The sequence below is a fragment of the Saccharopolyspora sp. CA-218241 genome (assembly GCF_050954615.1).
Taxonomy (GTDB): domain Bacteria; phylum Actinomycetota; class Actinomycetes; order Mycobacteriales; family Pseudonocardiaceae; genus Saccharopolyspora; species Saccharopolyspora cebuensis.
The window spans coordinates 505,316-524,424 of sequence record NZ_CP191860.1 but is presented as its reverse complement, the minus strand read 5'-3'; the positions used below and the strand labels follow the sequence as shown (position 1 = coordinate 524,424).

Below are 19,109 nucleotides of genomic sequence, written 5' to 3'. Positions count from 1 at the left end.
CGCCGCCCCGCAGCGGCATCCCCACCGGTCAACTCGGACAGTTCGAACATCCGCGCCCGTACCGGGTCGATCCGACGCGCCGGAAACCGCGCGCGCCGCATCGCACCGGGACGCTCCGGAGATCGAACCTGGCCAGGAACCGCACCCGGCAGCGCTGCCCAACCCGGGGCCAGCCACCCTGCCCGCGGAACCCCCACATCGCACCAGATGCAAGGAGGAAATCATGAGCCCCGTTCCCAGTGCGATTCCACGCCGGAATCTGCTCAAGCTCGCTGGTGGGGCGGTGACCGCCGGTGCGCTGATGGGCACCACCGGTTGCGGACTCCTCGGCGGCTCGCAGGGCTCTGAAGGCGGCAACGGCCGGGTCGAGAAGGCCAACCTGCGCGTCGGCGCGCTGCCCATCAACGACTTGGCCCCGCTGCACCTCGCGGTCAAGAACGGCTACTTCCAGCAGGAAGGGCTCAACGTCGAGATCATCACCGCCCCCGACGGCGGCGCGGCGCTGAGCGCCACGATCGGCGGTGACTACGACATCACCTACAGCAGCTACGTGCCGTTCTTCGCCGCGCAGGCCAAGGGCATCGCCCCGCTGAAGATCGTCGCGGACTGCGCGTCGGCGGCGCCGAACACCACTGTGATCATGACCTCACCGCAGTCCAGCGTGCGCACGCCGCAGGACCTCGCGGGCAAGACTATCGCGATCAGCGGCGCGGGCACGATCTCCGAGCTCCTGGTGAAGGCCACCATGGGCGCCCACGGTGTGAGCTTCGCCAACTCCGAGTTCCCGGCGATCCCGTTCATCAACATGCCCGCCGCGTTGCAGCGCGGGGACGTCGACGCCGCGATCCTCACCGAGCCGTTCCTCACCCAGGCCGCGCGGGACAGCGGCGCGGTGCCGGTGGTCGACACCGCGACCGGTCCGCTGGAGGACCTGCCGCTGACCGGCTACGGCGCCACCGCCGACTTCTGCGAGACCAACCCGAAGACCGTCGCGGCGTTCCAGCGCGTCATGATCCGCGCCGTCGCCGAGTCCCAGGACCGCAGCAAGATCGAACCGCTGCTGCCCGAATTCGCCAAGATCGACCCGGAAACGGCCGCGATCATCAGCCTGCTGAACTTCAACGCGCGGCCGGACGCCACCCGGTTGCAGCGGGTTCCGCGGCTGATGAAGGAGTACGGGTTCATCAATCGCGACATCGACGTCGCGAGCATGATCATCGAGCCGCCCAAGAACTGAATTCGACGCGACAGGGACATGAACAAACTGAGTCGGGGACTGATCGGCCTGCTGGGCTTCCTGGTGGTGTGGGAAGCCTTCAGCCGATCAGGATTCGTGCCCCAGAAGTACTTCCCACCACCGTCCACAGTGCTGCTCCGCCTGGGCGAACTGCTCACCCAGGCCGATTTCCTGCTCGAACTGGTCGCCACCGTGCTGGCCTGGGCCATCGCGCTGGGGATCTCCATCGCCATCGCGGTCCCGGCCGGGCTGCTGCTCGGCAGCGTCCGGCAGGTGCGCACCGCGAGCCGGGTGATCATCGAGTTCCTCCGCCCGGTGCCGTCCGTGGCGCTCATCCCGCTGGCCCTGGTCGCCGTCGGCTCCGGGCCGGAGACCAAGATCGCGCTGGCCGTGTACGCGGCGGTCTGGCCGATCCTGTTCAACACGATCTACGCGCTCGACGAGATCGACCCGGTGATGGTCGAGACCGCCCGGTCGTTCGGCTTCAGCCGCGTCCGGACCATGTTCACCGTGGCGCTGCCGCACTCCGCGCCCTTCGTGCTCACCGGCATCCGGCTGTCCGCCGCGGTGGCGCTGATCCTGGTGGTCAGCACCGAGTACCTGGCGGGCGGCGGCGTCGGCCTCGGCAACTTCGCGCTCAACGCCAGCACCGGCGCGGGCCGGATGGACCTGGTGCTGGCCGGCACCGTGGTGGCCGGGCTGATCGGCTACCTGATCAACGAGATCCTGGAGCAGGTGCACAAGCGCGGCCTGCGCTGGAGCGCGGTGGACCGGGAGGCGGCATGAGCACCAAGACCCGCGAATTCCTCAACCGCTGGCTGGTCTTCGCCATCGCGCTGGTGGCGTGGGAACTCGCCGCGCGGCTGGCGGGCAGCACCTTCTTCCCGCCGCCGACCCGCATCCTGCAGGCGATGGGCGAGAGCTGGTTCAACGGCCCGGCGTCCTCGCTGTTCCTGGGCGAAGTGGTGTTCCAGGACGTGCTGACCAGCATCGGCCGGCTCGCCGCCGGGTGGGCCATCGCGGTGGTGCTCGGCGTCGGGCTGGGCGTGCTGCTCGGCCGCACCCGCACCGCGATGGACTACGTCGGCCCGCTGTTCGCGTTCATGCGCGCCATCCCGCCGCCGGTGCTCGTCCCGGTGTTCCTGGTGCTGCTCGGCATCGACAACACCATGCAGATCACGGTCATCGTGTTCGGCGCGGTGTGGCCGATCCTGATGAACACCGTCGACGGCGTGCGGTCGGTGGACCAGGTCAAGGTCGACACCGCCCGGTCCTTCCGGATCCCGACGCCGCACTGGGTCCTCGGCGTGGTGCTGCCCGCCGCGACCCCGAAGATCTTCGCCGGGCTGCGGGTGAGCCTGTCGATCGCCCTGGTGCTCATGGTCGTCTCCGAGCTCGTCGGCGCCACCAACGGCATCGGCTACCGGCTGATCTTCGACCAGCGCCAGTGGGACTTCCCCGCCATGTGGGCGGGCATCGTCCTGCTCGGCGTCCTCGGATACGCGCTCAACACGGTGCTGCTCGCGGCGGAACGCCGGGCGCTGCGCTGGCAACCGTCGCAGGCCACGTCTGCCGGAGTGGGAGGCTGACCCCATCATGACCGAACCGAAGACCATGCTCGACGTGTCCGGTCTCGGGCACCGCTACGGCGGTCCGAACGGCCACCTCGCCATCGACGACCTGAACTTCCAGGTGGGCACCGGGGAACTGGCCTGCATCGTCGGGCCGTCCGGCTGCGGCAAGTCCACGCTGCTGCGGTCCATTTCCGGGCTGCACCGGCCGACCAGCGGGGAGGTGCGGCTGCACGGCGACCTGGTGCGCGGCGTGCCGTCCGACCTCGCCGTGGTGTTCCAGGACTACAGCCGCTCGCTGTTCCCGTGGCTGTCGGTGCGCTCCAACGTGGAGTTCCCGCTGCGCGCCCGGGGCGTCGGCAAGGCCGAGCGCCGGGAGCGGGCGGACGAGGTGCTGGAGTGGGTGGGCCTGACCGGCGCCGCCCGCAAGTACCCGTGGCAGCTCTCCGGCGGGATGCAGCAGCGGGTGTCCATCGCCCGCGCGCTGGCCTGCCGCCCGGCGCTGCTGCTGATGGACGAGCCGTTCGCCTCCGTCGACGCCCAGACCCGCTTCGAGCTGGAGGACCTGCTGCTGCGGGTGCGCACCCAGTTCGAGAGCACCGTGCTGCTGGTCACCCACGACATCGACGAGAGCATCTACCTCGGCGACCGGGTGTTCGTGCTGTCGAAGTCCCCGGCGTCCATCGTGGCCGACCTGGAGATCCCGCTCGGCGACGAGCGCGACCAGATCACCACCCGCGAGTCGGAGTCCTTCGTGCACCTGCGCAGCGAGGTCGCCCGCCTCCTCCGGGTCCGCACCGCCCCCGGAACCCCGGCCGACGAGCGGTCCGCCGACTCCAGGGAAAAGGCGAACGCCCACCGCTGACCGAGGTGAGGGGCACCCTTGCCCAAGCAACTTGGACAAGGGTGCCCCTCACTCGGTTCACCTGGTGGGACGTCAGTAGAGGTAGCGCTGGCCCGCGTCGACCGTGACGTGCAGCAGGCTCGGGCCGGTGCGGTCGGTGAACTCCTGGTCCAGCGCGGCGCTGAGCTCCTCGGGGTGCTCCACCCTGGTCGCCGGGCAGCCGAGGCTGGTGGCCAGGGCCGCGAAGTCGATGCCGCCGAGCTCGACGCCGGGGAGCTTGCTGCCGCCCGCGGCCTCGCCCAGCACGGCCACCGCCGCGTAGCGCGCGTTGTCCATGATCACGAACGTGACCGGCGCCTGCTCCCGCACCGCGGTCCACACCGCCTGGATGCCGTACATGCTCGCCCCGTCGCCGAGCAGCGCCACGGTGCGCCGGGACCGGTCCGCCAGCGCCACCCCGACCGAGGCGCCGATGCCGTAGCCGAGCGCACCCGAGAAGCCGGTGAAGAACCCGCCGTCGGTGGACCGGATCGGGAAGTGCTCGTGCAGGTCGTTGCGGTGGCTCGGGGTCTCCTCCACGACCACCGCGCCGCTGGGCAGCGCACCGGAGATCGCGTCGAAGACGTAGGCCGCCGACATCGGGGAACCGGCGGCGGGCTTCTCGGTCTCGGCCGGGCCGACCGGTTCGGCCCGGCGCACCTGCCCGACCTGCGCGTTGACCTGGCGGACCGCGTGCCCGAGGCCGCCGAGCACCCCGCGGCCCTGGCGGGCCCGGGCCAGCACGTCCGGGTCGTCGTGGACCAGGATCGTCTCCGGCAGCGCGGTCTCGGCCTCGCCCCGGTAGACGTGGTAGGTGAACGCCGGGGCGCCCCACACCACGAGCAGGTCGTAGCCGCCGAGGGCGTCGGCGACGGCGCGCTGCTCGGGCTGGAGGAACCCGGCGAAGCGCGGGTGGTCCTCGGGGAACGAGCAGCGCGGCGACATCGGCGCCGCCCACACCTCGGCCCCGGTCCCGTCGGCCAGCTCGACCATCTCGTCCACCGCGTTCTCCGCGTCGACCGCCGGGCCGACCACGAACGCGGGCCGGCGGCAGGAGCGCAGCGCCTCGGCGAGGTCGGCGACCGCCTCGGGGGCGGGAGCGGGGGGCGCGATGCGCGGGCGGGCGGCGACCGGCACGCCCGGCTCGTCCCAGTCGTCGGCCGGGATGGACACGAACACCGGGCCGTGCGGCGGGGTCGTGGCGAGCTGGTGGGCGCGCACCAGCGCGGCGGGCACGTCGGCGGCGCGCGCGGGCTCGTAGCTCCACTTCACGTAGGGCTTGGGGAAGGTGGTGGCGTCGGTCGCGCCCAGGAACGGTTCGTCGAACATCAGGGTGCGGGTCTGCTGCCCGGCGGTGACGATCATCGGCGTGCGGTTGCGGTACGCGGTGAAGATCGCGCCCAGCGCATGACCGACCCCGCCCGCCGAGTGCAGGTTCACCAGCACCGGCTCGCGGCGCGACTGGGCGTAGCCGTCGGCCATCGCCACCACGACGGACTCCTGGAGCCCCAGCACGTAGTGGAAGTCGTCCGGCCAACCCGTGAGGAACGGCACCTCCGTCGTACCCGGGTTGCCGAACACCGTCGTCAGCCCGAGCTCCCGCATCAACCCCCGGGTGATGTCACTGACAGTGCGCCCCTCGTCGCGCATCGCACCTCTCCCTCGTCTGCGCCGCCCCCGCTCACCTGCGCGGTTGCTTTACACGACACCATACGAGGTGCGCACTAGCCAGGACGTGTGCATCACTGGTCAACTGCGGCGCCGCGCGCTCACACCAACGCCGGGACGGCCTTGAAGCAGTGGGTCAGGGCCGCCTCCCCGTACACCCAGTACACCTCCGAATCCGGGGTGCAGGCGGACTCGCCGGCCGCGGTCGCCTCCACCGCGGTGACCAGCAGCGTCGCCGCGGGATCAGCGCAGCGGACCTTGGTGCCGAGGCCGAACGACGGCTGGTGGACGCAGTCGCCGACGCGCACGTCCAGGATCCCGCAGGCGATGGTGCTCCCGTCGAGCTCGAACAGGTCGTAGTCGGGGTGGCACCGCCCGTCGCGGGCGATGCGGTGGACCACCAGGTAGTCGGATTCGGGCGAGCCGCAGTCGACCACCCGGTGCCCGCCCCACGTCCCCCGGCGATGTCCACGCACTGCCCGGCGTGCACCGGCCGCTCGGCCGCGAGCCACCCGCCGACCGCGAACAGCAGCGCGGTCAGCAGCAGCGCCAGCGGGATCAGGACCGCGGCGATCAGTCGTCCGGGCGGCCGGGGTTCGGGACCGCCCGTCGGCGGCGGGGGCAACACTGCGCGGGGCCTCCTGTTCTGGCGGGCCCCACGCTATCGGCCCGGTACCCGGCCCCGGATCAGCGCCTCTGGACCTCGCCGAAGCAGACGGTCATGTTCGGGTTCTCGTAGGAGTACCAGCCGTGGTGCTCGGCGCAGACCTTCGTGTGGTCGGTGACGTCGGCGACCTTGACGACCTGGTTCTCGATGCCGCGCTGGGCGCAGTCGGCCTTGATCGGCAGCAGGTTCTCGTCGTAGGGCGTCAGGCAGTCGCCGACCGCGACGTCGAGCACCATGCAGTAGGTCTTGCCGTCGATCTTGTTGTACGCCTTGCCGGGGCACACGTCGTTGCGCTGGCCCTCGACGACCTCCACGACCCGGTAGTCCGACTCGCCGCTGCCGCACTCGGCCTCGCTCATCCGGCCGCCCTCCTGGCTGGCCAGCGTGATGCAGTCGTCGGCCACGACCTCGTCCTCGGCGGTGAACACGATGAACAGCGTGGCCGCCACGGCCAGCACCGCGACCACGGCGGCCACCAGCCCGATGATCAGCGGGGCGCGGCGCTTCTTGGGCAGCTGCGGTGGCGGCGCGCCCCCGGAGACGTGCCGCCAGAAGTCCTGCGAGTCACCCTGGTGACCCGGCGCGGGGTATGGGCCGGACTGGTGCGGGTCCGGCTGTCCCCAGCCCGGCTGCGAGCCGTACGGTCCCGGCTGCGATCCGTACTGCCCTGGATTCGGTGGGTAGCTCACTGCTCCTCCGGTGTCGCGTTCGCCTCATCCGGGAACATAGCGGACGCACCTCACCGGCGGTGCGGCCTCCACCAATCGCAACCGGTGGAATACTGGCGGACGACCGCGACGTTGCCCCCGCGACCACCACCACCTGCGCCTCCACCGTCCGACCCGAGGGAGCACGCACCCGTGACCGACGGCCCCCTGATCGTCCAGTCCGACAAGACGCTGCTGCTGGAAGTCGACCACGCCCGCGCCGAGGAAGCGCGCACCGGGATCGCCCCGTTCGCCGAGCTGGAGCGCGCGCCCGAGCACGTGCACACCTACCGCATCACCCCGCTGGCGCTGTGGAACGCCCGCGCCGCGGGCCACGACGCGGAGCAGGTCGTCGACGCGCTGGTCCGGTTCTCCCGGTTCCCGGTGCCGCAGCCGCTGCTGGTGGACATCGTCGAGACGATGGGCCGCTTCGGCAGGCTCCAGCTCGCCAACCACCCGGCGCACGGCCTGGTGCTGAACTCGCTGGACCGCGCGGTGCTCGAAGAGGTGCTGCGGCACAAGAAGATCAAGCCGATGCTGGGCGACCGGATCGACGACGACACCGTCGTGGTGCACCCCAGCGAGCGGGGTCGGCTCAAGCAGATGCTGCTCAAGATCGGCTGGCCCGCCGAGGACCTGGCGGGCTACGTCGACGGCGAGGCGCACCCGATCGCCCTGGAGCAGGACGACTGGACGCTGCGCGACTACCAGGCCCAGGCGGTGCAGTCGTTCTGGGCGGGCGGCTCGGGCGTCGTGGTGCTGCCCTGCGGTGCGGGCAAGACGCTGGTCGGCGCGGCGGCGATGGCCGAGGCGCAGGCCACCACCCTGATCCTGGTCACCAACACCGTCGCCGGGCGGCAGTGGAAGCGGGAGCTGATCGAGCGGACCTCGCTGACCGAGGAGGAGATCGGCGAGTACTCCGGGGAGAAGAAGGAGATCCGCCCGGTCACCATCGCCACCTACCAGGTGATCACCCGCAAGTCCAAGGGCGAGTACAAGCACCTGGAGCTGTTCGACTCCCGGGACTGGGGCCTGGTGGTCTACGACGAGGTCCACCTGCTGCCCGCCCCGGTGTTCCGGATGACCGCCGACCTGCAGTCCCGCCGCCGGCTCGGGCTGACCGCGACCCTGGTGCGGGAGGACGGCCGCGAGGGCGACGTGTTCTCGCTGATCGGCCCCAAGCGCTACGACGCGCCGTGGAAGGACATCGAGGCCCAGGGCTGGATCGCGCCCGCCGAGTGCGTCGAGGTGCGGGTGACGCTGACCGACGACGAGCGGCTGCGCTACGCCACCGCCGAGGCCGAGGAGCGCTACAAGGTGTGCTCCACGGCGCGCACGAAGGCGCCGGTGGTCAAGGCGATCCTGGACGAGCACCCCGGCGAACCGGCCCTGGTCATCGGCGCCTACCTGGACCAGCTGCACGAGCTCGGCGAGGCGCTGGAGGCGCCGATCGTGGAGGGCTCCACCAAGAACAAGGAGCGCGAGGCGCTGTTCGACGCGTTCCGGCGCGGCGAGATCAACCGGCTCGTGGTGTCGAAGGTCGCGAACTTCTCCATCGACCTGCCGGAGGCCTCGGTGGCCGTGCAGGTCTCCGGCACGTTCGGCTCCCGCCAGGAGGAGGCCCAGCGGCTCGGCCGGTTGCTGCGGCCCAAGGCGGAGCGGCGGCAGGCGCACTTCTACTCGGTGGTCTCCCGCGACACCCTGGACACCGACTACGCCGCGCACCGGCAGCGGTTCCTCGCCGAGCAGGGCTACGCCTACCGGATCGTCGACTCGGACGACCTGCTGGGCCCCGCCATCCCCGACGTCGGCTGAGGCCCGGGCGGGGTGCCGCGACCGCTCGGCGACTCGGGGGCGCGCCGTCGGCGGATCGGGTCCTCGCTCGGCCGTCGAGGGGATACCGTTGCGGCGACAGCAGTCCCGCCCCGCACGGATTCGTCGCCCACGCGCGCCGGGCGGTGCGAGCGCGGCACCGGTCGCCCGTCACCGGTGCCCCCGCACGACACTGGAGATCGGATGACCACCGAGCAGGAACGCACCGCGATGGGAGGGGCACACCGGTTCGTCGGGCTCGCGGAGAGCCTCGAGCGGCACGCGGGGACGCCCACCGGAGCCGAACCGCCGAACGTCCGGGGCAGCAACCGCGGCTACGGGCTGGTGTTCTTCCACCAGGCCGAACACCACCTGAGCACCGTGATCAGCAGCGGCCTGCGGTTCCAGCCGCTGGGCGCCGAACCGGCCCAGGAGCTCGCCTGCACCGTCTACAAGGAGCAGGCCGAGGCCGCGCGGCACCTGGTGGACCTCACCGCCGAACTGCTGGTGCGGGAGCGCACCTACCTGGTCCCCGACCAGATCGTGCCGAACGAGGCGCCGCTGCTGCCGGGCACCGAGTTCCACGGCGTGCTGGCCAGCGGGCACCCGCTGTTCCCCGCGGAGTTCACCCGCTTCACCGACGCCGAGGGCGTCGAGCAGCTCCAGGTGTTCACCCTGCTCCCGGTGACCCTCGGCGAGCTCAACTACATCCTCGACGAGGGCGTCACCGCGCTGCGCCAGCAGTGGGCGCGCTTCGAGGTCGACGTGTTCGACCTGGGTCGGCCCAGCGTGGCGTGACCACCGCGCAGTGACAGGATCGGGGCATGTCCTCGACCGAGCTCACCGACCTGGCGGAACTGGACGCGGTGCGGGTCTACGCGCTGCCGATGCGCAACCGCTTCCGCGGCATCGAGGTGCGGACCGGGGTGCTGCTGGGCGGACCGGCGGGCTGGGGCGAGTTCTGCCCGTTCGAGGACTACGACGACGCGGCGTCGGTGCCGTGGCTGCGCACCGCGCTGGAGTCCTGCGCCGGCGGCTGGCCCGCTCCGGTGCGCGACCGGGTGCCGGTGAACTGCACGGTGCCCGCGGTGGACGCCGAGCGGGCCGCCGCGATCGTCGCCCGCTCGGCCTGCCGCACCGCGAAGGTCAAGGTCGCCGAACCGGGCCGGTCCCCCGCCGAGGACCTGGACCGGGTGGCGGCGGTGCGCGACGCGCTGGGTCCGGGCGGGGCGATCCGGGTGGACGCCAACGCGGCCTGGGACGTCGACACCGCGGTCGCCCGGATCGCGGAGCTGGACCGGGCGGCGGGCGGCTTGGAGTACGTCGAGCAGCCGTGCCCGGCGGTCGAGGAGCTGGCCGCCGTGCGCCGCCGGGTCGAGGTGCGCATCGCCGCCGACGAGTCGATCCGCCGCGCCGAGGACCCGCTGCGGGTGGCGCTGGCCGGGGCCGCCGACGTCGCGGTGATCAAGGCGACACCGCTGGGCGGGGTGCGCCGGGCGCTGCGGGTCGCCGAGGCCAGCGGACTGCCGTGCGTGGTGTCCTCGGCGGTGGAGAGCAGCGTGGGGCTCAGCGCGCAGCTGGCGCTGGCCGGGGCGCTGCCGGAACTGCCCTTCGCCTGCGGTCTCGGCACGGTGGCGCTGCTGGAGGGCGACGTGGTCGCCGACTCGCTGCTGCCGGTCGACGGCGAGCTGCCGGTGCCCACCGCCGCGCCCGCCCCGGACCCGGCGCTGGTCGCGGCGGCCACCCCGCCCGCGCAGGTCCGGCACCGCTGGCTGGACCGCCTCCGCCGGGTCCACGCCCTGCTCACCGAGTCCTGACCAACCAGCCGGACACGCCCGCATCACCCGATTTCGCCATGAGTGAGGGGCACCCTTCACCCAGTTACTTGGTCAAGGGTGCCCCTCACTCAGCGGACTTCCGGGTGACCCCCGGTTGGGGCCGGGCGTGTTGGGCGGAGCCGGTGGCGCCGGTGGTCCTGGTGGCGCCGGTGGTCCTGGTGGCGCCGGTGGTGTGCTGGCCGGTGGTGTGCTGGCCGGTGGCGTGCGGCGGCGGGTCAGCTGTTGCGGTGCTTGCGGCGGCGGATGATGCGGAACAGCAGGGTGAGCGCCAGGAACGCGGCGGCGGCGGGCAGCACCCGCTTGACCACCGGGGCGCCCGCGGTGCCGAGCAGGTCGATCGCCTCGTCGTCCTGGGCGCGCTGCTGCTCGGGACCGGCGACCGGGGTGACCCGCCAGCTCGGCTCGGCGGACCGGTCCGCGGGCGAGGGCTGGGCGGGCTGCTCGGCGGGCTCGTCGGCCGCCGGGGCCTTCGGGGCGGTGCTGCCCTCGGCCGACTCGGCGGCGGGCGGACCCCCGGCGGTGGCCGGTTCGGCGGACTCGCCGGTGAGCTGTTCGGCGAGCCGGTCGGCGAACTGGCCGATGATCTTGCCGCCGACCTCCGAGATCAGGCCGCGGCCGAGCTGGGCGGGCTTGCCGGTCACCTTGAGGTCGGTGTCGACGGTCACCGCCGTCGTCCCGCCCTCGTCGCTGAGCACCGCGGTGACGGTGGCCGCCGCCGTGCCGTTGCCCCGGGAGTCCTTGCCGCTGGCGTCGATGACGACGCGCCGGCCCGCCTCGTCGATCTCCTTGAACTCACCGGTGCCCTTGTAGAGCAGGGTGACCGGACCGAGCTTGACCTTGACCGAACCCGTGAACTCGTTGCCCTCGACCCCGGTGAGGGTGGCGCCGGGCATGCACGGTGCGACGCGTTCCAGGTCCAGCATGGCCTTCCACGCCTGGTCGACCGGCACCGGGACGGTGAACTGATGCTGCATCTGCACGGGGGAGTCCTCCTGGTTCGACCGAACGCGGCTCCGCGGAGCCGTTGTCCTGCGCGGCCATCGTCGGACCCGGTGGGCGGGCCCGCGATCGCGCGGTGCCCCGGCGGGGAGCGGACTCCGCCGGCCGGGACGGGCGGCCCGGTGGACCGCCCGTCCCACTCTGCCAACTTTCCCCGCCGGGCGCGATGATCGCCGCCTCAGAGGCTCCGGCAAAAGGACTGCCTGCCTGCGCGGGGCCGGCGTGGCGGTCGGTGGCGTTGTCGTCAGTCGCCGCAGCTCCGCTGCGACTCCCTCCTCCGCCTTGCCGACCACCACGCTGCTCCCCGCTCGGCGACGGCGCCCCCTTGCCGGAGCCTCTCAACCGCCCGCGGCGGCCAGCACCGCGCGGCCGGTGAGCACCTCGGCGAGGTGCCGCCGGTAGTCCACGTCGGCGCCGGCGTCGGCGGCCGGGCTGGTGCCCTCGGCGGCGTGCCGGGCCGCCGCCCGCACCGCCTCGGCCGTCGCGGGCCCGCCGACCAGCGCGCGCTCCACCGCGGTGGCCCGCACCGGGGTCGGTCCCATGTTGGTCAGCGCGATCCGGGCCTGCTCGACGGTGCCGCCGTCGACCCGCACCGCCGCCGCCACCCCGACGATCGACCAGGCCTGCGCGACCCGTTGGAACTTCTCGTAGTGCGCCCGCCAGCCGGTCCACTTCGGCACCCGGACCTCGGTGAGCAGCTCGCCGTGGCCCAGCGCGGTGGAGAACAGGTCGACGAAGAAGTCCGCCGCGGCGACGGTGCGCCGCCCGGACGGTCCGTCGATCACGAACTCGGCGTCCAGCGCCAGCGCCGGGGCGGGCAGGTCCCCGGCCGGATCGGCGTGCGCCAGCGCCCCGCCGAAGGTGCCGCGGTGGCGGACCTGCGGATCGGCCACGGTCCGGGCGGCCAGCGCGAGCAGCGGCGCGTGCTCGGCGACCAGCGGATCGCGCAGCACGTCGTGGTGGGTGGTGGTGGCGCCGATGACCAGCGCGTCGCCGTCCTCGCGGATGCCGCGCAGCTCCTCGATCCGGCCGAGGTCGACGACCAGCCCGGGGTCGGCGAGCCGCATCCGCAGCACCGGCAGCAGGCTCTGCCCGCCCGCCAGCACCTTCGCGTCGTCGTCGGCGCGGGCCAGCACCCCGACCGCCTGGGCGATCGAGGTGGGCGCGACGTAGTCGAAGTGGGCCGGGATCATCGGGCATCCCCCCTCGTGGAGCCGAGACCGCCCCCGGCTTCCGGTGCGGTCGCCGCGCTCTCCCGCGCGCCGCTGATCGCCCGCCACACCCGCTGCGGCGAGCACGGCATCGGCACGTCGCGCACCCCGAGGTGGCGCAGCGCGTCGACCACCGCACCGACGACCGCCGGGGTGGAGGCGATGGTGCCCGCCTCGCCGACGCCCTTGACGCCCAGCGGGTTCGAGGTCGCCCGGGTCTCGGTGCGGTCGGTGACGAAGTCCGGCAGGTCCACCGCCGAGGGCACCAGGTACTCCGCGAGCGTGCCGGTGGTCAAGGTGCCTTCCTCGTCGTGCACGGCCTCCTCGTACAGCGCTTGGGCGATGCCCTGGGCGAGCCCGCCGTGCACCTGGCCCTCGGCGATCATCGGGTTCACCACGGTGCCGATGTCGTCGACGCAGACGTAGGAGCGGATGCCCACCCGGCCGGTCTCGGTGTCCACCTCGACCGCGCACAGGTGGGTGCCGTGCGGGAAGCTGAAGTTCTCCGGGTCGTAGCTGGCCTCGGCGTCGAGGTTGGGCTCCACGCCGTCGGGCAGGTCGTGCGCGGCGAACGCGGCCAGCGCCACCTCGCCGAGCGCGACCCCGCGGCCGGTGCCGCGCACCCCGAAGCTGCCCGCGTCGAACTCGACGTCGTCCTCCGCGCACTCCAGCAGGTGCGCGGCGATCCGCTTGGCCTTGGCCACCACCTTGTCGGCGGCCTCGACCACCGCCACGCCGCCGACCGCCAGCGACCGCGAGCCGTAGGTGTCCAGCCCGCGCGGCGAGCTCTGGGTGTCGCCGTGCAGCACCTCGACGTCCTCGAACGGCACGCCGAGCCGGTCGGCGACGAGCTGGCTCCACGCCGTCACGTGCCCCTGGCCGTGCGGCGAGGTGCCGGTGACGACCTCGACCTTGCCGGTGGGCAGCACCCGGATCGCCGCGTGCTCCCAGCCGCCCGCGCCGTAGGACAGCGAGCCCAGCACCCGCGACGGCGCCAGCCCGCACATCTCGGTGAAGGTGGACACGCCGATCCCGAGCTGCACCGGGTCGCCGCCCTCCCGGCGCCGCCGCTGCTCGGCGCGCAGCTCCTGGTAGCCGAACAGCTCTTCGGCCCGCGCGGTGGCGGCCTCGTAGTTCCCGGAGTCGTAGGTGAGCCCGGCGACGGTGTCGAACGGGAACTCCTCGTGCCCGATCCAGTTCCGCCGCCGCAGCTCCAGCGGGTCGGTGCCGAGCTCGGCGGCCAGCTCGTCCATCATCCGCTCGATCGCGAAGGTGGCCTCCGGCCGCCCCGCGCCCCGGTAGGCGTCGGTGGGCGTCTTGGTGGTGAAGACGTTGGTGCAGGAGAAGTGGTAGGCGGGGAACTTGTAGATCCCGTTGAACATGAACGCGCCGAGGATCGGCACGCCCGGCGTCACCAGCCGCAGGTAGGCGCCCATGTCGGCGAGCAGCTCCACCTTCAGCCCGGTGACCGTGCCGTCCCGCCGGGCCGCCAGGGACAGCTTCTGCACCTGGTCGCGGCCGTGGTGCGCCGAGACCATGCTCTCCGAGCGGGTCTCGGTCCACTTCACCGGGCGGCCGAGCTCGCGGGCCACCACGAAGGTGAGGACCTCCTCCGGCGTCACCTGGAGCTTGCCGCCGAAGCCGCCGCCGACGTCGGGGGCGATCACCCGGATCTTGGTCTCCGGCACACCCAGCGACATGGCCAGCATCAGCCGCAGGATGTGCGGCACCTGGGTCGCCGACCACACCGTCGTCTGCTCCCCGGTCGGGTCCACCACCACCGAGCGCGGTTCCATGAACGCCGGGACGAGCCGCTGCTGCCGGAAGGTCCGGTCGATCCGCACCTCCGCCTCGGCCAGCGCGCGTTCCACGTCGCCGCCGGTGCCCGCCTCGGCCGAGTCGAAGGTCCAGGTGGCGCTGCGGTTGGTGCCGAGGTCGGCGTGCACCGGCGGGGAATCCGGCGCGGCGGCCGACTCCAGGTCGAGCACCACCGGCAGGTCCGCGTAGTCCACGTCGATGGCGTCCAGCGCGTCGCGGGCCTCGGCGGCGCTGCGGGCCACCACCACCGCGACGGCCTCCCCGGCGAAGCGCACCTCGTCGACGGCCAGCGGCGGTGCGGCGGGCGCCAGCATGTCCTCGGTGACCGGCCACGCGCACGGCAGCGAACCCTGCACGTCGGCGAGGTCGCGGCCGGTGAACACCGCCCGCACCCCGGACATCCGGCGCGCCTCGGTGGTGTCGACGGCGGTGATCCGGGCGTGCGCGACCGGGCTGCGCAGCACCGCGAGGTGCAGCATCCCCGGCAGCACCAGGTTGTCGGTCCACCGGGTGCGCCCGGTGAGCAGCCGCGCGTCCTCCTTGCGGAGGCGGGCGCGGCCGAGTTCCGGTTCGGCGGTCGAGGTCATGAGCGACCCCCGGAGAGCTCGGCGGCCCGGTCGGCGGGCTCGCGCGGGGCCGGTGGCTCGACGTCGGGTTCGGCGGTGGCGCGCAGCCGCCCGGCCGCGTCCCGCACCGCGCGGACGATGTTCTGGTAGCCGGTGCAGCGGCAGAGGTTGCCCTCCAGGCCCTCGCGCACCTGCTGCTCGGTCGGGTCCGGCTCGTCGGCGAGCAGGTCGAGGGACTGCATGATCATGCCCGGCGTGCAGAACCCGCACTGCAAGGCGTGGTTGTCGTGGAACGCCTGCTGGACGGGGTGCAGCTCGCCGTCGGCCAGCCCTTCGACGGTCCGCACCTCGCAGCCGTCGGCCTGGACGGCGAGCACGGAGCAGGACTTCGCGCTGCGCCCGTCCAGGTGCACGGTGCAGGCGCCGCAGTTGCTGGTGTCGCAGCCGACGACGGTGCCGACCTTGCCCAGCCGTTCGCGGAGGTACTGGACGAGCAGCAGGCGCGGTTCGACGTCATCGGCGTACCGATCGCCGTCGACGGTGACGGTGATGCGCGGCATGGGGCCTCCTCGGCAACGAGTGCTCCACTGGGGTGATGGAGGTCACGTCGTCCCGAGCCTGCTACGCCGAACGAGTCCCGGCAATCGGACTCACGGGTGATGGTGGATCGGCCCGTCGGCCTCGCTCAGTCGCGTTCCGCGACCGCCCCAGCGCAGCGCGATCAGCTCCGCCGCGATGGACACCGCCGTCTCCTCCGGCGTCCGGGCCCCGAGGTCCAGCCCGATCGGCGAGGACAACCGGGCCAGCTCCGCCTCGGTGAGCCCCTGCTCGCGCAGCCGCCGCAGCCGGTCGTCGTGGGTGCGCCGGGAGCCCATCGCGCCGACGTAGCCGACGTCGCGCCGCAGCGCCTCCTCCAGCACCGGCACGTCGAACTTGGGGTCGTGGGTGAGCACCATGACCGCGGTGCGCTCGTCCAGCCGCCCGGCGGCGGCCTCCGCGGCGAGGTAGCGGTGCGGCCACTCCACGACCACCTCGTCGGCCTCCGGGAACCGGGTCTTGGTGGCGAACACCTGCCGCGCGTCGCACACCGTCACCCGGTAGCCGAGGAAGCTGCCCATCCGCGCCATCGCGGCGGCGAAGTCGATCGCGCCGAACACCAGCATCCGCGGCGGCGGCTCGAAGGAGTTGACGAAGACCTTCAGCCCCTCGCCCCGGCGCTGCCCCTCCGGGCCGTACTCCAGGACCCCGCTGCGCCCGCTGGCCAGCATCCCCCGCGCGTCGTCGATCACCGCGTCGTCCATCCGGGCCGAGCCGAACCCGCCGACCACCCGGTCGCGCCACACCAGCAGCCTGCGCCCGACCAGCCCGGCGTCCGGGTGCGCGACCACGGTGGCCACCGCCACCGGCACCTCGTCGCGCACCGCCCGCACCACCTCGTCGAGCTCCGGGAAGGTCTCCCGGTCGACCCGCTCGACGAAGATGTCGATGATCCCGCCGCAGGTCAGCCCCACCGCGAAGGCGTCGTCGTCGCTCACCCCGTAGCGCTCCAGCAGCGGCGGATCACCGCCGAGCACGGCACCGGCCCGCTCGTAGACCGCGCCCTCCACGCAGCCGCCGGAGACGCTGCCGACCGCCTCGCCGTCCCCGGTGACCAGCATCGCCGCCCCCGACTGCCGCGGCGCCGATTTGAAGGTGTCCACCACGGTCCCGAGCCCGACCGGCTCGCCCGCCTCCCAGCGCTTGCTCAACTCGTCCAGCACGTCACGCACAGCACACCTCCGGCTCAGGGGCCCTTCCAGGAAGCGGCGGAGCCGCTTCGCGGTGAGGCCGTCGACTTGCACCGCCGCGGGTTCTCAGCGGCCTTCTCGCGAGGACAGCGCCGACGCCGGGTACGAAGTGGGTACATCGCCGAGGGGCTCCCGGAGTGAGAAGGCCGCTGAGGTTCCGCCACCCGCACCGCCACGCAAGTCATCGTGAAAGCAGTCCTAACCCGTCCGCCGGACCCACGACCACACGTCCTCCAGCGAACGCAGGCTGTGTCCGGCCACCAACCGATCAACGTGCGGCAGGGCCGCGACAATCCCGGACTGCACCGGCTGGTACCCGGAATGCCCGGCGTGCGGGTTGGCCCACACCACCCCGCGCGCGAGCCGGCGCAATCGGTGCAGCTGCTCGGCCAGCAACGCCGTGTCCCCGCGCTCCCAGCCGTCGGAGAACACCACCACCGCCGCGCCGCGCGCGACACCGCGCTGCCCCCACCGGTCCAGGAACGCCCGCAGCGTCTCGCCGAGCCGGGTCCCGCCGCTGAAGTCCGGCACCGCGCGGGACGCCGCCGCCAGCGCCGCCTCCGGGTCGCGCTGCCGCAACTGCCTGCTCACCCGGGTCATCCGGGTGCCGAGGGTGAACACCTCGGTGCTCATCGGGGCCCGCCGCACCACCACGTGCGCGAACCGCAGCAGCGCGTCGGCGTAGGGCGTCATCGACCCGGACACGTCGACCAGCAGCACCACCCGGCGCGGACGGCGCGCGGTGCTGCGCCGGGCGAACCGGACCGGTTCCCCGCCGGAGCGCAGCAGCTCCCGCAGGGTGCCGCGCGGGTCCAGCTCACCCCGCCTGCTGCGGCGCCTGCGCAGCGCCGCCCGGGACGGCGGATCGGGCCGCAGCACCGCCAGCATCCGCCGGAGGTGCTCCCGCTCCGCCTCGCCCAGATCGCCGAGGTCGCGCTCCCGGAGCCGCTCGGCGTCGCTGGCCGCCGCGGCCAGCGGATCACCGCCGCCCTCCCCGTCCTCGCCGCCGTCCTCGGCCAGCGGCGCGATCCGCGCCGGGCGGGGCACCGGCGGGCCCGGCTGCTCCACCGGCAGCGGCTCGGCGCGGAACCACAGCGCGAACGCCGCGTCGTAGCGCGGCACGTCGTCGGGGTCGGCGCACAGCGTCACCCGGCCCGCCCAGTACAGCGCGCTCCGGTCGGCCAGCTCCACGTGCTCGGCGGCGGCGAGGAACGCCTGCACCCGCGCCGGATCGCAGGCCATCCCGGAATGCCGCAGCGCGCGGGCGAACCCCACCAGGCCGGTCAGCGGGCGGGTCACGGCACGAGGCCCGCGGCCCGCACCCGTTCGGCGTCCTCCCGGTACTTCAGCACCGCGCCGAGGGTGCTCGCGGCCACCTCGGTGTCCACCTCGTCCTGGCCGAGCGCCTGCAACGCCTGCGCCCAGTCCAGCGCCTCGGCGACCCCGGGCGGCTTGAGCAGCTCCAGCTCCCGCATCCGGCGCACCGCACCGGCCACCCGCTCGGCCAGCCGGTCGTCCAGCCCGGGCAGCCTGCGGCGCAGGATCGCCACCTCCCGCTCCTGGTCCGGGTGCTCCAGCCAGTGGTAGAGGCAGCGGCGCTTGAGCGCGTCGTGCACCTCGCGGGTGCGGTTGGAGGTGAGCAGCACGATCGGCGGTTCGACCGCCCGCACCTCGCCGAGCTCCGGGATGCTCACCGCGTACTCGGAGAGCACTTCCAGCAGGAAGGCCTCGAACTCGTCGTCGGCCCGGTCGATCTCGTCGACCAGCAGCACGCACGGCGCCTCCCGCAGCGCCCGCAGCAGCGGTCGCGCCAGCAGGAACCGGTCGGTGTAGAGCGAGGATTCGGCGGCGTCGGCGTCCAGCCCGCCGGTCGAGGCGGCCTCCAGGGTGCGCAGGTGCAGGAGCTGGCGCGGGAAGTCCCAGTCGTAGAGCGCCTGCGCCGCGTCGATGCCCTCGTGGCACTGCAACCGGATCAGCTCCACGCCCAGCGCCCCGGCCAGCGCCTGCGCCAGCGCCGTCTTCCCGGTGCCGGGCTCGCCCTCGCACAGCAGCGGACGGCGCATCCGCATCGCCAGGAACGCCGCCGTGGCGATGCCGTCGTCGGGCAGGTAGCCCGTGCCGTCCAGGGCCTTGGCCACCTCGGCCGGGGAAGTCAGGTCGTGCGCTCGGTCCACCGCCATGGGGCCGAGGGTATGCGAACGGAAGCGGTTTGTGAGGGCCCCGCAACCACCCGGTACCGGCGCCCCCGGGGTTCTGAGTGAGGGGCACCCCGCACCACGTGACTTGGTACAGGGTGCCCCTCACTCAGCTCCCGAACGGGTGACGGGCGCCGGAGGGGACCGCTT

At 73.3% G+C, this 19,109-nt stretch carries 17 protein-coding genes; 7 read left to right on the top strand and 10 right to left on the bottom strand.

The genetic code is table 11. The annotated features are described in order from the left end of the window. Positions 1-223: 223 nt before the first annotated feature. From ACQP0T_RS02690 to ACQP0T_RS02675, 4 genes are read left to right on the top strand one after another with little or no spacing between them, the layout of a single operon-like run. On the top strand, positions 224-1,237 hold the full coding sequence (locus tag ACQP0T_RS02690) for an ABC transporter substrate-binding protein (RefSeq protein WP_433871139.1): 1,014 nt from the start codon (positions 224-226) through the stop codon (positions 1,235-1,237). An 18-nt stretch (positions 1,238-1,255) separates the two neighbouring features. Next, positions 1,256-2,023 carry an ABC transporter permease gene (locus ACQP0T_RS02685; protein WP_345368135.1) on the top strand — a complete coding sequence of 256 codons (768 nt, stop codon included), beginning with the start codon at positions 1,256-1,258 and terminating at the stop codon, positions 2,021-2,023. After that, positions 2,020-2,826, top strand: coding sequence for an ABC transporter permease (locus ACQP0T_RS02680; RefSeq protein WP_433871138.1), 807 nt, complete (start codon positions 2,020-2,022; stop codon positions 2,824-2,826). The genes ACQP0T_RS02685 and ACQP0T_RS02680 overlap by 4 nt, the downstream gene beginning before the upstream one ends. Positions 2,827-2,833: 7 nt before the next feature. Next, the gene (locus ACQP0T_RS02675) at positions 2,834-3,673 is read left to right on the top strand and encodes an ABC transporter ATP-binding protein (protein ID WP_433871137.1); all 840 of its coding nucleotides are present in this window, start codon (positions 2,834-2,836) and stop codon (positions 3,671-3,673) included. Positions 3,674-3,745: 72 nt separating this feature from the next. Here ACQP0T_RS02675 and mdlC read toward each other — a convergent pair whose 3' ends face one another. The 3 genes from mdlC to ACQP0T_RS02660 form a co-directional block, all read right to left on the bottom strand. Beyond that, positions 3,746-5,341: a benzoylformate decarboxylase gene (mdlC, locus tag ACQP0T_RS02670; RefSeq protein WP_433871136.1), complete on the bottom strand. Its 1,596-nt coding sequence runs from the start codon at positions 5,339-5,341 to the stop codon at positions 3,746-3,748. Positions 5,342-5,460: 119 nt separating this feature from the next. After that, a complete protein-coding gene (locus ACQP0T_RS02665; protein ID WP_433871135.1) occupies positions 5,461-5,835 on the bottom strand; it encodes a hypothetical protein in 375 nt (124 codons plus the stop codon). Between the two features lie 211 nt (positions 5,836-6,046). Further along, positions 6,047-6,715 carry an LppU/SCO3897 family protein gene (locus tag ACQP0T_RS02660; RefSeq protein WP_433871134.1) on the bottom strand — a complete coding sequence of 223 codons (669 nt, stop codon included), beginning with the start codon at positions 6,713-6,715 and terminating at the stop codon, positions 6,047-6,049. 171 nt (positions 6,716-6,886) lie between these two features. On the opposite strand from ACQP0T_RS02660, the gene ACQP0T_RS02655 reads away from it, so the two are divergent. From ACQP0T_RS02655 to ACQP0T_RS02645, 3 genes are all read left to right on the top strand, one after another. Then, positions 6,887-8,548: a DNA repair helicase XPB gene (locus tag ACQP0T_RS02655; protein WP_433871133.1), complete on the top strand. Its 1,662-nt coding sequence runs from the start codon at positions 6,887-6,889 to the stop codon at positions 8,546-8,548. Between the two features lie 201 nt (positions 8,549-8,749). Then, complete coding sequence (locus ACQP0T_RS02650; protein WP_345368142.1) at positions 8,750-9,343, top strand: suppressor of fused domain protein; 594 nt, start codon at positions 8,750-8,752, stop codon at positions 9,341-9,343. Between the two features lie 26 nt (positions 9,344-9,369). Continuing rightward, entirely contained in the window at positions 9,370-10,362 is a 993-nt protein-coding gene (locus ACQP0T_RS02645) for an o-succinylbenzoate synthase (RefSeq protein WP_433871132.1), read from the top strand. 236 nt (positions 10,363-10,598) lie between these two features. Here the strand turns inward: ACQP0T_RS02645 and ACQP0T_RS02640 are convergent, their stop codons facing one another. The 7 genes from ACQP0T_RS02640 to ACQP0T_RS02610 form a co-directional block, all read right to left on the bottom strand. Further along, positions 10,599-11,363, bottom strand: coding sequence for an SRPBCC domain-containing protein (locus ACQP0T_RS02640; protein ID WP_433871131.1), 765 nt, complete (start codon positions 11,361-11,363; stop codon positions 10,599-10,601). Between the two features lie 357 nt (positions 11,364-11,720). Then, positions 11,721-12,575 carry an FAD binding domain-containing protein gene (locus tag ACQP0T_RS02635; RefSeq protein WP_433871130.1) on the bottom strand — a complete coding sequence of 285 codons (855 nt, stop codon included), beginning with the start codon at positions 12,573-12,575 and terminating at the stop codon, positions 11,721-11,723. Next, complete coding sequence (locus ACQP0T_RS02630) at positions 12,572-14,998, bottom strand: xanthine dehydrogenase family protein molybdopterin-binding subunit (RefSeq protein ID WP_433871129.1); 2,427 nt, start codon at positions 14,996-14,998, stop codon at positions 12,572-12,574. The genes ACQP0T_RS02635 and ACQP0T_RS02630 overlap by 4 nt, the downstream gene beginning before the upstream one ends. After that, complete coding sequence (locus ACQP0T_RS02625; protein ID WP_433871128.1) at positions 14,995-15,537, bottom strand: (2Fe-2S)-binding protein; 543 nt, start codon at positions 15,535-15,537, stop codon at positions 14,995-14,997. The genes ACQP0T_RS02630 and ACQP0T_RS02625 overlap by 4 nt, the downstream gene beginning before the upstream one ends. A gap of 90 nt (positions 15,538-15,627) precedes the next feature. After that, positions 15,628-16,746, bottom strand: coding sequence for an XdhC family protein (locus ACQP0T_RS02620; protein WP_433871127.1), 1,119 nt, complete (start codon positions 16,744-16,746; stop codon positions 15,628-15,630). Positions 16,747-16,962: 216 nt separating this feature from the next. Continuing rightward, entirely contained in the window at positions 16,963-18,006 is a 1,044-nt protein-coding gene (locus ACQP0T_RS02615) for a vWA domain-containing protein (RefSeq protein ID WP_433873570.1), read from the bottom strand. Between the two features lie 53 nt (positions 18,007-18,059). Continuing rightward, positions 18,060-18,944, bottom strand: a complete 885-nt coding sequence (locus ACQP0T_RS02610; RefSeq protein ID WP_433871126.1) for an AAA family ATPase — start codon at positions 18,942-18,944, stop codon at positions 18,060-18,062. Positions 18,945-19,109 lie beyond the last annotated feature (165 nt).

Excerpts from the sequence above, each read along its gene's own strand:
- ACQP0T_RS02610 (WP_433871126.1), bottom strand. The coding sequence starts at position 18,944 with ATGGCGGTGGACCGAGCGCACGACCTGACTTCCCCGGCCGAGGTGGCC.
- ACQP0T_RS02625 (WP_433871128.1), bottom strand. The coding sequence starts at position 15,537 with ATGCCGCGCATCACCGTCACCGTCGACGGCGATCGGTACGCCGATGAC.
- ACQP0T_RS02685 (WP_345368135.1), top strand. The coding sequence starts at position 1,256 with ATGAACAAACTGAGTCGGGGACTGATCGGCCTGCTGGGCTTCCTGGTG.
- ACQP0T_RS02650 (WP_345368142.1), top strand. The coding sequence starts at position 8,750 with ATGACCACCGAGCAGGAACGCACCGCGATGGGAGGGGCACACCGGTTC.
- ACQP0T_RS02690 (WP_433871139.1), top strand. The coding sequence starts at position 224 with ATGAGCCCCGTTCCCAGTGCGATTCCACGCCGGAATCTGCTCAAGCTC.
- mdlC (WP_433871136.1), bottom strand. The coding sequence starts at position 5,341 with ATGCGCGACGAGGGGCGCACTGTCAGTGACATCACCCGGGGGTTGATG.
- ACQP0T_RS02630 (WP_433871129.1), bottom strand. The coding sequence starts at position 14,998 with ATGACCTCGACCGCCGAACCGGAACTCGGCCGCGCCCGCCTCCGCAAG.
- ACQP0T_RS02675 (WP_433871137.1), top strand. The coding sequence starts at position 2,834 with ATGACCGAACCGAAGACCATGCTCGACGTGTCCGGTCTCGGGCACCGC.
- ACQP0T_RS02680 (WP_433871138.1), top strand. The coding sequence starts at position 2,020 with ATGAGCACCAAGACCCGCGAATTCCTCAACCGCTGGCTGGTCTTCGCC.
- ACQP0T_RS02645 (WP_433871132.1), top strand. The coding sequence starts at position 9,370 with ATGTCCTCGACCGAGCTCACCGACCTGGCGGAACTGGACGCGGTGCGG.
- ACQP0T_RS02615 (WP_433873570.1), bottom strand. The coding sequence starts at position 18,006 with ATGGCCTGCGATCCGGCGCGGGTGCAGGCGTTCCTCGCCGCCGCCGAG.
- ACQP0T_RS02635 (WP_433871130.1), bottom strand. The coding sequence starts at position 12,575 with ATGATCCCGGCCCACTTCGACTACGTCGCGCCCACCTCGATCGCCCAG.